Origin of the sequence: Halobacteroides halobius DSM 5150 (genome assembly GCF_000328625.1) — a bacterium.
Classification (GTDB): domain Bacteria; phylum Bacillota; class Halanaerobiia; order Halobacteroidales; family Halobacteroidaceae; genus Halobacteroides; species Halobacteroides halobius.
The window spans coordinates 1,201,516-1,214,434 of sequence record NC_019978.1 but is presented as its reverse complement, the minus strand read 5'-3'; the positions used below and the strand labels follow the sequence as shown (position 1 = coordinate 1,214,434).

General features: G+C 33.8%; 15 protein-coding genes. 2 read left to right on the top strand and 13 right to left on the bottom strand.

Annotation, left to right across the window (positions count from 1 at the left end; all coding sequences use genetic code 11):
* Positions 1-4 precede the first annotated feature (4 nt).
* The 3 genes from HALHA_RS05920 to HALHA_RS05910 are packed head-to-tail and all read right to left on the bottom strand — an operon-like array spanning position 5 to position 2,194.
* Positions 5-1,639 (bottom strand): DAK2 domain-containing protein, encoded by a 1,635-nt coding sequence (locus HALHA_RS05920; RefSeq protein WP_015326875.1) that lies wholly within the window; start codon positions 1,637-1,639, stop codon positions 5-7.
* Positions 1,629-1,994, bottom strand: a complete 366-nt coding sequence (locus HALHA_RS05915) for an Asp23/Gls24 family envelope stress response protein (protein WP_015326874.1) — start codon at positions 1,992-1,994, stop codon at positions 1,629-1,631. The genes HALHA_RS05920 and HALHA_RS05915 overlap by 11 nt, the downstream gene beginning before the upstream one ends.
* A 2-nt stretch (positions 1,995-1,996) precedes the next feature.
* Complete coding sequence (locus tag HALHA_RS05910; RefSeq protein ID WP_015326873.1) at positions 1,997-2,194, bottom strand: DUF1858 domain-containing protein; 198 nt, start codon at positions 2,192-2,194, stop codon at positions 1,997-1,999.
* 162 nt (positions 2,195-2,356) lie between these two features.
* On the opposite strand from HALHA_RS05910, the gene rpmB reads away from it, so the two are divergent.
* Entirely contained in the window at positions 2,357-2,587 is a 231-nt protein-coding gene (gene rpmB, locus HALHA_RS05905; RefSeq protein ID WP_015326872.1) for a 50S ribosomal protein L28, read from the top strand.
* Positions 2,588-2,627: 40 nt separating this feature from the next.
* Here the strand turns inward: rpmB and HALHA_RS05900 are convergent, their stop codons facing one another.
* The 10 genes from HALHA_RS05900 to HALHA_RS05860 form a co-directional block, all read right to left on the bottom strand.
* Entirely contained in the window at positions 2,628-3,836 is a 1,209-nt protein-coding gene (locus tag HALHA_RS05900) for an NAD(P)-dependent malic enzyme (RefSeq protein WP_015326871.1), read from the bottom strand.
* A gap of 11 nt (positions 3,837-3,847) precedes the next feature.
* The gene (locus HALHA_RS13455) at positions 3,848-4,006 is read right to left on the bottom strand and encodes a hypothetical protein (RefSeq protein ID WP_015326870.1); all 159 of its coding nucleotides are present in this window, start codon (positions 4,004-4,006) and stop codon (positions 3,848-3,850) included.
* A 155-nt stretch (positions 4,007-4,161) separates the two neighbouring features.
* The gene (gene ndk, locus HALHA_RS05895; protein ID WP_015326869.1) at positions 4,162-4,593 is read right to left on the bottom strand and encodes a nucleoside-diphosphate kinase; all 432 of its coding nucleotides are present in this window, start codon (positions 4,591-4,593) and stop codon (positions 4,162-4,164) included.
* A gap of 51 nt (positions 4,594-4,644) precedes the next feature.
* Positions 4,645-6,633 (bottom strand): ATP-dependent helicase, encoded by a 1,989-nt coding sequence (locus HALHA_RS05890; protein WP_015326868.1) that lies wholly within the window; start codon positions 6,631-6,633, stop codon positions 4,645-4,647.
* A gap of 128 nt (positions 6,634-6,761) precedes the next feature.
* Entirely contained in the window at positions 6,762-7,307 is a 546-nt protein-coding gene (locus HALHA_RS05885) for a tryptophan transporter (RefSeq protein WP_015326867.1), read from the bottom strand.
* A gap of 90 nt (positions 7,308-7,397) precedes the next feature.
* Positions 7,398-7,691 carry a hypothetical protein gene (locus tag HALHA_RS05880; protein ID WP_015326866.1) on the bottom strand — a complete coding sequence of 98 codons (294 nt, stop codon included), beginning with the start codon at positions 7,689-7,691 and terminating at the stop codon, positions 7,398-7,400.
* 19 nt (positions 7,692-7,710) lie between these two features.
* A complete protein-coding gene (gene pdxA / locus HALHA_RS05875) occupies positions 7,711-8,703 on the bottom strand; it encodes a 4-hydroxythreonine-4-phosphate dehydrogenase PdxA (protein ID WP_015326865.1) in 993 nt (330 codons plus the stop codon).
* Positions 8,704-9,121: 418 nt separating this feature from the next.
* Positions 9,122-10,408 (bottom strand): IS110 family RNA-guided transposase, encoded by a 1,287-nt coding sequence (locus HALHA_RS05870; RefSeq protein ID WP_015326059.1) that lies wholly within the window; start codon positions 10,406-10,408, stop codon positions 9,122-9,124.
* Positions 10,409-10,489: 81 nt separating this feature from the next.
* Positions 10,490-11,008, bottom strand: coding sequence for an RHS repeat-associated core domain-containing protein (locus HALHA_RS13620; RefSeq protein ID WP_015326864.1), 519 nt, complete (start codon positions 11,006-11,008; stop codon positions 10,490-10,492).
* Positions 11,009-11,097: 89 nt separating this feature from the next.
* Positions 11,098-12,348, bottom strand: a complete 1,251-nt coding sequence (locus tag HALHA_RS05860) for an RHS repeat domain-containing protein (protein ID WP_015326863.1) — start codon at positions 12,346-12,348, stop codon at positions 11,098-11,100.
* Between the two features lie 143 nt (positions 12,349-12,491).
* On the opposite strand from HALHA_RS05860, the gene HALHA_RS05855 reads away from it, so the two are divergent.
* Complete coding sequence (locus HALHA_RS05855) at positions 12,492-12,869, top strand: hypothetical protein (RefSeq protein WP_015326862.1); 378 nt, start codon at positions 12,492-12,494, stop codon at positions 12,867-12,869.
* Positions 12,870-12,919: the final 50 nt, after the last annotated feature.

Here is a 12,919-nt window from a genome sequence, read left to right as displayed (position 1 = left end):
ACTCCTACTCTACAGAAATAATATAATAATAAATCGGTTGCCCACCATTATAAATTTCAATATCAACTTGAGGATAGTTCTCCTGTAATAATTGATCTAATTCTTCCTTTTTATCATCAGTAACTTCCTCTCCTACATAGATAGTAAGCAAAGTATCTTCTTCTGTAATTAATTTATTTATTAAATCAAGAGTAGCTTGATTATAATTATCACTTGTTACCTTAATATCGCCTTCGAGTAATCCTAAAATATCACCTTCTTCAATCTCTAAATCATTAATCTGAGTATCTCTAACTGCATAAGTTACTTGACCTGTTTTTACAAATTCTAATTCTTCTGTCATATTATTAGTAGTCTCTTCTAAATCTCCTTGGGGATTAAAAGACATCATTGCAGCTATACCTTGGGGCAGATTGCGACTAGAAATCACTTTAATTTGCTTATCAGATAATTCTTGTACTTGCTCTGCTGTAGAAATAACATTTTTATTATTAGGTAAAATAATAATTTCTTGACTATTAATCTTCTTAATTCCTTCTAATAAATCCTGAGTACTAGGATTCATTGATTGGCCACCTTGAACTACATAATCAACCCCTAAATTCTTAAAAATATCACTCAACCCTGCTCCAGCTGCCACAGATAAGACTGCTAATTGATCAGTTTCTTCTTGCTCTCTTTCTTGCTCTTGTTCTTCTAAGTTCATTCTTTCTTGGTGTTGTCTAGACATATTATCAATCTTAATATTAGTTAATTCTCCATAATTAATTCCAACTTCTAAAACCTGGCCTGGATGAGCTGTATGAATATGAACCTTTAGTATATCTTCAGCTTGAACTACTAATAAAGAATCTCCATAACCTGCAATTTTTTCTCTAAATTGATCTACTTCAATCGTTGAATCCTTAACAATAAACTCTGTACAATAACCATATCCTTCTTGACTAGTAGTAGATGTTTGTTTCTGAGACGAAGTTGATGAAGAATAATCTCTTGTGAAATTATCCGTTGTTAAACCAGATAATAATCCTTCCAAAAAGATTTGATAACCCCTGCCTCCTGCATCAACAACTCCAGCTTCTTTTAAATCATCTAACAACTCTGGAGTCTTAGCTACACTTTCTTGAGCTTGATTAACAACTTCAACTAATAATTCTAACAGGTCAACCTGACCTTTTAGCTCTTGAGCTCTTGCTCCAACTTCTCTAGCAACTGTTAAAATAGTTCCCTCTACAGGCTTCATTACAGCTTGATAAGCTACCTCAGCTGCCTGTTCTAATCCATCTGCTAATTCATCAGCTGTTAAAACCTCAACATCACCAACTCCATCCGCTAATCCTTTTAACAATTGAGATAAAATAACTCCTGAATTACCTCTAGCCCCCATTAATGCTCCTGTAGCTAGCTTATCAGCTACACTACCTACAGAATCTTCTTTTATCTTTTGGGCTTCATTTACTGCATTAGAGATAGTAGCATACATATTACTTCCTGTATCGCCATCAGGTACAGGAAAGATATTCAAATCATTGATCTCAGTTTTAGCTTTTTCTAAAGATTTAGTTGCTGTAATTAACATCTGCTTAAATTCTAGTGCATCTGCTTCTTCGACTTCCTGGTCTAATTGCTCATTCAACATGATCGAGCCTCACTCCTTGTACATTAATATTTACCTGACTAACCTTTACTCCAGCCTGGTTTTCTAATACATATTTAACTCTATCCATTACATTATTAGCTACTTCTGAAATTTTAATACCATACTCTACTATAATATATAAATCAACTCTAATTCCATCCTTTACAACTTTAACTTCAATTCCTTTAGCTAAATGTTGACTTCCTAATATCTCAGCAATCCCGTCTTGAATTCCTTGCCCTGCCATACCTACCAGACCATAACATTCTACAGCAGCTAAACCAGCCATCACTGCAATAACCTCTTTTGACATATTAACTGTCCCTAAATCATTAGTCAACTTTTGGGCTGTCATTCCTATTCCTCCCCTAACTTATTTAACTCTTCAATTAATTTTTCAACCTCTACATCATTAGCTTTAGCAGCTGATTCTAAATCATCAACCATAGCTCCTAAACACTCGGCACATCCTAAATTATATTTAGCTAAAATCTCTTTAGCTTTAGGATTTTTAGCTAATAATTTTAAAATAGAAGTCTCTTTTGTTACTTTCATCTTTATACCTCCTACTTTGGATATTATTCAATAAACTACAATAAACTCCTTCTTTCAATAATAAAAATACAAAATTACCCTTGCTAATCACATATCATTTATGTTAAAATATCTAAGTGGAACTGAGAATAATAATTTGTATATATAAGGAGGTACTTATCAATGGCTAAATGCTGTGAAATTTGCGGTAAAGGCTCTAATCGTGGTAATCAAGTACCACGTAGAGGTAAAGCTAAGAAAAAAGGTGGAGTAGGACGTAATGTTACAAACCGTTCTAAAAAAGTTCAAAAACCTAACTTACAAAAAGTTAAAGCTATCGTTGATGGTAGCCCAAAACGGGTTAGAGTTTGTACTTCCTGCCTAAAAGCAGGTAAAGTAGAACGAGCATATTAATTTATAAAGCAAGGACTTTAAAGTCCTTGCTTTTTTCTTTTTATTTGAATAATTTCTTTAGTTTATCAATTTCTACTTCCTTCTTAGCTAAATTAGACTTCATAGCTTCCTGAGCTACTTCTAAAGCTACTCGATTAACTACCTGTTCATTAAACGGAGCAGGAATTATATAATCACTAGCTAATTCTTCTTCAGAAATCAAATCAGCTACAGCATAACTAGCTGAAATCTTCATTTGATTAGTAATCTCTTTAGCCTGTACTGCTAAAGCGCCTTTAAAAACACCTGGAAAGGCCAATAAATTATTAACCTGATTAGGATAATCTGAGCGGCCAGTAGCTACTACTTTTGCTCCTGCTTGCTTAGCCAGATTTGGGTCTATCTCCGGCGTTGGATTAGCTAAAGCAAATATAATAGGATCAGCAGCCATACTTGCTACCATCTTTTGGTTTAATAAGTTAGGAGCTGAGACACCAATAAAGACATCTTGGCCCTTCATTATCTTAGCTAACTCTCCAGTCTTTTGGTCGGGATTTGTCTTAGTAGCTAATTCAGCTTGGGCCCAATTCATCTCTTCTACCCCTGGGGCCAAGGCCCCAAACTTATCTACTAAAGTGATATTCTCAATCCCTACTTCTAATAATAAATTAGCAATTGCTAATCCAGCAGCTCCTGCCCCATTAATCACAACATTTAGATCAGTTAATTCTTTAGCTACATATTTAGCACCATTAATCAAACCTGCCAAAACGACAATAGCTGTACCATGTTGATCATCATGAAAGACAGGAATATCTAATTCTTCTTTTAGGGCTTCTTCTATTTCTATACATCTAGGAGCAGAAATATCCTCTAAATTAACCCCTCCAAAGGTAGGAGCCATTCTGATCACTGTTTCTACAATTTCATCAGGATCAGTAGTATTAAGGCAAATCGGAAAAGCATCAACTCCAGCGAATTCTTTAAATAAAACAGCTTTACCCTCCATTACTGGTAAAGAAGCTGCAGGGCCAATATCACCTAAACCTAAAACTGCCGTACCATCAGATACTACTGCCACTAGATTACCTTTAGCCGTATAATCATAGACCTTCTTGTGATCTTGTTCAATCTCTTGACAAGGTTTAGCTACTCCAGGAGTATAGGCTAAAGATAAATCCTCCTTAGTCTCAATCTTAAATTTACTCTCTACCTTGATCTTACCTTGGTGTTCTTGATGTAATTTAAGTGCTTGATCTTGCTTCGACATAGTTAGCCTCCTTATTTAAACTTGACTAATTTAGTGAGGGGCACTATTGTAGTTAAGGGTAAGTCTACTAATTCCAAAGTTACCCTTTTATCTTTTGTAATATGCTTTACCTTATAAGTTATCCCATCAAGTTGGCCCTTAAGATAGACTAAATCACCTTCCTTAATCATTAAAACCAACCCCTTTATTGCTTTATATATGTATATTAATTTAGGATAAAAATAATACCCCTCACTTAAGTTTATAACTTAGTTTGGCTCATTATATCAGTCATTTCCTTGATTTGTCAATTGGTCAATAAATAAAAAAGCGTGTTAAACACGCTTTAATAAGTAAAAATTTCTTCACTAGCAAAAAATAATTCAATTTCCTTAGCTGCTGTTTCTCGGCTATCAGAAGCATGGATAATATTCCCGTGTTCTAAACTAATAGCTAAATCCCCTCTGATAGTACCTGGCTTAGCTTTAGCTGGATTAGTAGTGCCTACTAAATTTCTAACTACTTTAATAGCAGATTCTCCAGCTAAAACCAAAGCTACTACTGGAGCGGCTGTAATATATGAGATTAACCGTTCAAAAAATTTCTTACCTTGATGCTGTTGATAATGTTTAGTAGCTAAAGCTTCATCTAACCATATCATCTTCATCCCTTGCAGCTGTAAACCTTTATCTTCAAAACGTTTAATTACTTGTCCTATTTTACCATCTGATACTCCATCTGGTTTAATTAGTACTAAAGTTTGTTCGATTGACCCCACCTCCCTATAATTAAGGTGACTCAATCTAATTTATATTATACAACTACAAATTTAAAAACCTAAATCATGATATTTTTCTAAAACAACCTCTCGGGGTAACTCATCTAAGAAACGAGAAGGAATCATCTCTTGGGTTTCTCCATACTTCTTTCTTTCACGAGCATAACTCATAAATAACCTATCCTCAGCTCGAGTCATAGCTACATAACATAACCTTCTTTCTTCTTCTATATCCTCTCTCTCTCCTGTTGTAATACTTCGATAATGAGGAAAAATTTCTTCTTCTACCCCCACTACAAAAACAACTGGAAACTCTAACCCTTTAGCAGCATGAACTGTCATCATCTTTACTTGATTAGCTTCATTTAAATCATCCTGATCGGAGAACAACCTTAAATCTCTTAGAAAGTCTTCTAAATCTCTACTCTTATTTTTTTGGTAATAATTATTTGTTAGAGCTAAAAATTCATTGATATTCTCTAATCTAGTCTGAGCATTTTCAGAAGTATCTAACTCTAACATTGCTTGGTAACCACTCTTTTTTAAAATCTGATCTACCTGCTGTGGTAATGATAAATCGGATTCTTTTACAGCTATAAGTTGCTCTAAAGTCTCATGGAACTGCCTGACCTTAGCTGCTTTTTTCTTGCCAATTCCTGAAACTTGAGTAGGCTCTTGCATAACATCAAATAAACCTAATGTATTATCCTCTTGCGCAAAACTAAAGAGATCAAATTCAGGGACATGCTCTTGGGCATGATTGATTAATTTATCTATTGTCCTAGGCCCTAAACCTCTTTTAGGGGTATTAACAATTCTTTTTAAAGCTACTGTATCTTGGGGGTTAACTGCAACTTTTAAATAACTGATAATATCCTTAATCTCCTTACGATCATAAAAGCCTAAACCACCTACAATATAATAAGGGATCCTTTGTTTAACAAAAGCCTCCTCCAAAACTCTAGATTGGTGGTTAGAACGGTATAAAATAGCAATATCACTATAATCATATCCTGTAAATCTAACTAAATTATTAATTTCATCAACTATGTAATCAGCTTCACCATACTCATCACTAGCCTCAGCAATTACAATTGGTTCTCCTGGTTCATTATCAGTCCAAGCCTGTTTATCAGATTGGTTATAATTGTGTTCAATAACCGCATTAGAAGCTTCAATGATATTGGCTTTACACCGGTAATTTCTTTCTAGTTTAATTACCTTACAATCAGCAAAATCGGTACTAAAGTCAAGAATATTACTCATATCTGCTCCCCGAAATTTATAGATACTTTGGTAATCATCTCCAACCGCAAAGATATTATTATGTTTTCGTGATAACATTCTAGCTAGTTGATATTGGACAGGTGAGGTGTCCTGATATTCATCAATTAGTACATATTTAAATCGCTCTTGATATTTCTCTAAAATTTCCTCGTTTTCTTCAAATAATTCAATCGTTTTTCCAATTAAATCATTAAAATCAAAGGCATTATTATCTTGTAAAGCTTCGTTATACTTAACATAAATCTCAGCAATATTTTGATAAAAATCTGTATCCTCATAATAATCTATTAATTCTTCTGTAGTCCATAAATTTTGCTTAGCTTTATTAATGATTCTACAGATAGATTGAGGGTCATACTTTTCTTTATCCAAATCAAAGGTAACAATAATATCAGAGACTAAAGCTTTAGTCTCACTTTGGTCATAGATTACAAAACCCGATTCATATCCTAAAGGCTCTAAATTCTGGCTTAAAATCCTAACACAAACACTATGAAAAGTTCCTAAATACATATTAGATATCTGATCACCTATCAATTTTTTAACCTTTTGCTCCATATCCTCAGCAGCCTTATTAGTAAAGGTCAATGTTAAAATATTATAAGGATCAACTCCTTGCTCGATTAAATAAGCAATCCGATAAGTTAAAGCTCTCGTCTTTCCACTACCGGCTCCTGCTAATACTAACACTGCCCCTTCCGTTGTTTCGACTGCTTGACGTTGTCTTTCATTTAATGCTACAGTTAAATCCATTTTTTTCCTCCTTACATAAATCAGCTCAGCTAAAGATAGCTGAGCTGAAGATCCCTAAACTATTTTATTCTATTTCTCTAATTTTATAAGAGATTTTGCTAATAATCTCAGAAAAAATAAAGCAGCTATTAGGCTGCTTTATCATTAGAAACCACTTCAGTTGTTGGCAGTTGTTCTTTTATCTTAGCTACCACTGGATAGACAAAATATAAACCTACTGTATTGGCTAAAGTTGCCGGTAAAACTACTGCTGTAAATAAAGCTGCAAAAGACTGCGGTAGAGCAACAATTAAAGAAGCCGTACCTAAAAACAGACTTCCACTAACCATAGTTCCTAGAGCCCCAATCAGTCCTAATCTTAACTTAAATTGCTTTAAAACTGTCAGCTTTTCTGCTAATAAAACTATTCCTAGCACAGTAAAAGCAGTCAAGGGCTTATCAATCATATTAGCAACTTGGCCCCCAGGAAAAGTAGTAGTTAAAGCTGAAATCATCCCTGCAGCCAAACCAGAAACTAATACTAAATCACGTTCTGGATATAACAAAATAACAACAAATAACATTAATAGACTCATATCAGGCTTCATCCCTGCTATCAATGGCGGCATAATCTGATGTAACACAAAACCTCCTGCCAACAATAAACCTGCTTCAATAAATTTTCTCAACTTCACTCATCTCATCTCCTCTCAACTTGACTATTTTTAGGTTATATATATAAGTATATTAATTTAAAGAGTAAAAATCAAGGAAGATTTTATTATTTACTCTTCCATTTGGGCCAAGGCCAACTTAACCCCTTCTTGATAAAATTCTTTAACCTGATAAATCTGTTGAGCACTGTTAACTTTTGTAATATAACCCGTCTCTACTATTTGATCTAGTAGTTCATTAGTTTTAACTTCATTAACTGTACCCTGCTCTAATAAATCAGACACAGTAAACTCTTCCTCTAAAAATTTGGCAAAGATAAGACATAACATCTGATATACTTCTTCGGATATCTTACCAGCTTGATAATCACTTTGAACTTGTCCTGGTATTATTAAATTTTCCATAATTTACTCCTCCTGTAAATCAATTATTAAAACTAGATGCATACTTTATAGCAAGTCTAATAGCCTCTTCCATACTGACAGCACTTGCTTTATTTTTTCCTGCTATATCAAAAGCAGTCCCGTGATCAACAGATGTTCTTAAGAAAGGTAGACTATTAGTGATTGAAATGGTCCGCTCAAAATCTACCATCTTAGTAGCAATATGACCTTGATCATGATATAAGGATAAAACTGCATCATACTTGCCATTTAATGCCTGATGAAAGACTGAATCAGCTGGAATAGGCCCCACTATATTATAACCTTTTTGCCGTGCTTCTTCAATAGCAGGTACTACTTGGTCTACTTCTTCATAACCAAACAAACCATGCTCTCCTCCATGGGGATTTAAAGCTGCTATAGCAAATTTACCATCTTTAACTCCTAATCGCTCTAAAGCTTGGTAGCTTCGTTCAATATAATCTATTAACCTTTCCTTGGTAACAAGTTCACAAGCTTTCTTAAGCGAGACATGACGAGAAAGAAAGAATACTCTTAAATTAAAAACTTGAAACATAGTTAATGGATCTCTAGTATTAGTTAAATCTGCTAACATTTCAGTATGACCAATATAATCTACTCCTCCTGCTTTAAGTGATTCTTTATTAATTGGCCCTGTTGCAATAGCGTCTACCTTGCCGGCTAAAGCTAACCGACTAGCCTCTTTAATATATTCGTAAGCAGCCTGACCACACATTCCCTGAATAGTACCTATCTCTAATTTATCAACTTTAACATTTGCCAAATCAATTAAATTAATTACCTCTTTTTTATAATCTCCTATTTTTTGAATAATATTTATGTCTAAACCAACTTCTGTTATCTCTAATGCCTGTTCTAAAGTCTTTTTATCACCAATTAAAATTAACTTCGCCTTTTTTTGAATGCTACTGTCATTTAAAGCTTTAACAACTATTTCTGGGCCAATTCCAGCTGGGTCTCCCATTGTAATTGCAATCGTTTGCTCTTTCATTTTTGTCTCCTCCCTCTTGTAAGTTAAACTAGCTCTCTTATACTCACTCATTCTTAGAATTTGAGTTTTTAATAAACATTTTTCCATTAGACAAATAGATATTAATTGAAGATAAATAAATATTTGGAATATCTTTGATAAACTATACCTAAAAGAGAATTTAGCATTTTTAAATATGGTCGCCAAATTAGATCTCCACAAATACCATGGCAGTTTAACCTCCCATATCTCGCAGGGTCTACGCCCCTAAATTCCTTCGTTCTACCTGTCCATGGGTGGAGGCTGGATATGCTCCTTAACTGGGTCATGCCCTTATGGAAAAATTCTTTCCAGCTTCTCCTGGCTTCGTTTATTAAAGTACAATTCCTATAATGAATAAAGCTAAAAGAACCAATATATAAATTTGATTTACTTACCTTTAAGCAGCATTCTTCACATTAGGTCTTTTAATATCATTCAACATCTTTTTCCCATCGTATTCTACTTGCTTTCTACCTAATGTAAAAAGAACTCGGATTAATTTACAACACAAAACTATCAGAGATTGTTTTTTCTTAAGCGGGTTTTCACGACGAGTAGTATAATATTTATGCAATTGTCTAAATTCATCATTCTGTGCCACCAGAGGCATTGCTACCCTATACAATAAAGCTCTTAATTTGGGACGTCCTCGCTTTGTTATTTTGGTTTCCCCCTTATGCTTACCTGAGCTATTTTCTTTTAAGTTTAAACCCGCCAAACTTATAATTTGCTTTGGATGTTCATAATCCCACAAATCACCTACTTCTGAGATGAAACCTGCTATTGTTTTAACTCCTACTCCATCTACTGTCAGCATTTTTTCAACCCCAGGTATCTTTTCTAACAACTTTTCTACTTTCTCCATTAAAACTTCTAACTCTTCGTTTATAAAACAATATTGTTTTATATGATAGCTAATCTCTTCTTTCCCCATCTTAAATCCTTCGGTTACACCTATTGACCTCACAGCTGCCTTTTTTAACTTCTTAGCTCTCTTTATTCCCACACCTCTTTTAATACCTTCTTCTCGCCATTTAGCTACTATTTCTTCTGCTTCCATCTTAGCTATCTGATCTGGATAAGGAAAATATTTTAAAGTAGCTAACGCTGCTTTTCCAGTCCAATCTTTAAATACTTCATTAAATTCTGGAAAATATATATCTAACCAACGCATTACTCTGTTTTTCACTCTGGTTAAATCTTGCGTTAGCTTTTCTTTATGCGTCATAGCTACTCTCATTTCCGCATAAATTCCTTCAGGAATATTTGGTTCAGAAAAGCGACCATCTTTAACCAATTGAGCTATTACTTTGGCATCTTTAACATCATTCTTTGTTGGATTATTATCATCTAACTCTTTCGATTTCTTTACATGATGAGGATTTACTAGTACTAGTTTTATTTCTTCTTCTGTGATGAATTGAGCTATATTTAGCCAATAATGACCTGTTGGCTCCATTCCTATAACTACTTCTTCTTTCTCATTTTCTATTTTAACTTTCTTAATCCAATTTAAAAGTCTTTCTAAACCATTCTGAGTATTCTTAAATTTTAATGGTTTATCATATTCAATCCCCCGATAGTTTTGGGCTCTCGCTACATGTTGCTTCTTGGCAATATCAATTCCAATTACTAAAGTTGTCGATTTAATTTGCTTAATCTTCTTATTTTGGGTATAATTCATTTGTCGGCCTCCTTGGTATTTGGTGTCTGCAACCAAAATTATACCAAGGAGTTCTTTTTTTGTCGAATGTCATATTTAAACCTAACAGGAATGCTCCTTACTGGCATTAATAACAATATACTTTAGTGTATTAAAAACAGTCATTGCTGCCCCAGCAGAAAAAGTAAAGAATGTTCCTGCATTCCCAGGGATTAGTGTTGCTGCATCTAACCAAATATAATTAGCTAACTGCCATCCTCTTAATCCTTTTCCGTAGTAACCAATCATAAAACTTTGGGCAAGAATAATACCACCTAATACGGTACCAGCCGTTGCCCACCAACCTCCAGAAATAGCTGCTCCTACAGCTAGACCCAGAGCAGCCCAATTCAAACCTAATCCCCAAGGCAAATGTCCACTCGGGTCAACATTCATCACTGGATTACCTTGACAATAAGCATACTTATTTAAGGACTGTGGATTATCTTCAAAACCTTGGAAAGTATCTCTAGTAATAAACCTCCCAATCTCAGCATCATAGTACCGAGCATTTAGATAATATAGCCCTGTAGATTCATCATAGTAATACCCAGCATAACGATGTGGGTTCTCAGCAGCCATTGTTCCACCTTGACTAATAATATTACCCTACGAGTTTTAAAGCCCAAAACTCTCCGTGATCATTGATAGTCTTTTCCTTATAGTAATCTCTATCTTACACTTAACTCATTCTCTGATTGATAGTTTATATCTCCCCATGCGTCATACTCGTACTCGGCTACCACAGCACCATTACTATCTGTTAAACTCATTACATCTCCGTGGCCATTGGCATGATAATAATAAGTCTCGCCATTCTGCGTCATTGTCGCCGGATTTCCTTGCGCATCATAGGTGTATTCTCTTATGATATTATTATTCTCATCTGTTTCGTGAGTTAACTTACCCTCTTTATTATAATGATAGTAGACTGTTCCACTAGCAGTAGTCTTACTCTTTCTCTTGCCTTTGTGATTATAAGTGAAACTAGCAAGAGTCTGATTTGAAGAGTCTTTAACCTCAATTAAGCGATTCTTCTCGTTGTAGACAAAACCATTTTCGCCATTATCTAGCAAGCTACCATTATCATCATAAGAGTAAGCTTGTCCATCTACTGCTGTCAGCTGATTAGCTGCATCATAACTATAGTCAGTCGTTGTTACAGTCCCATCATCTACTATCTTCTTCGTTCTGTTACCTACAGCATCATATTCATAGGAGATAATAGTGCCATCTAGTAGTGTTTCTTGAGTCAGTCGATTTAAATCATCATATTGATAGCTAATAGTTCCTGCGGTAGTAGTAACACTAGTTCGATTTCCATTAGCATCATAACTGTACTCGTACTTATCAAGTAAGTCACCATTAGCATCATAATTTCTGATAGCTGTTAAGCGATTAGCATCATCATACTCTAGTGAAGTATAGGTTTCATTATAACGTACTATGGCAATTAGATTACCATCTTCATCATAGACAAATTCCTCTAAATCACTACTATTTCTAGTCAGACCTACTAATTGATTAAGTGGATTATAATCATAACCATTAGTCACTGTAGTAGAATCTGCTGTTATAGTCAAGGAAGTTAGACTACCATTATCATCATAGCTATAATCGATACTATTCGTTGAACCTTCCTGCTGACTTGTTAATCTATTATTCTTATCATAGCTATAAGTTGTAGTCTCTGCTGTGTCATTATCAGTTACAGAAGTTAAATTACCATTCCGATCATAAGCTAAATCCCATTTTTGGACACTATTATAATAGATACTATCTAGTCGGTTCAGAGCATTATAACCATAAGAAATCTGATTCCCATTAGGGAAGATAATATCTGTTTTATTTCCATTCTTGTCATACTCAAATTCGGTCGTTACTATTAGACCACAAACTATCAAATGCTGAGAAAGAATCATTAAGAAAAAATAAAATCATCTGTGATTTTTATTATTAGTAGATAACTACCTATAGAATTAAACCATCCAATAATAATCTGGATGGTTTAAAAATTTAAAATCAACTATATTCTATTATTCATTTCCAATAATTAGGATTGAATATGCCTCCTTTTAATAATAAAAAACTTATTATACTAGAAAGAGTGCTTTTAGTTGATAATTTCAAATTTAATCCTAAATATGAAACAAAATATATAAAAATCATAGGCAACCAAGTAGCTAATATTGCTCTAATAAAAGCTATCTTTAATGATTCGAAATTTCTAAAAGATAAAGAAAATAATACTAAAGAAAAACCAATTGAAAAACAGAAAATAAAAATAAATCTATTTAAAAAATCATTAGTAATAATTAACGGCATTATAAATCCTGTTATCAAAAATAAAACACCCAATGATATGGTAAAAAAATTTTACTACTTAAGAATTCTAACATTTATATTTCCCCTAACTAATTTCAAATTATTAACATACTCTTAATTAATCTCTCTACCTTATTAGCCTGTAAATAAATTTCATAAATCTAACTA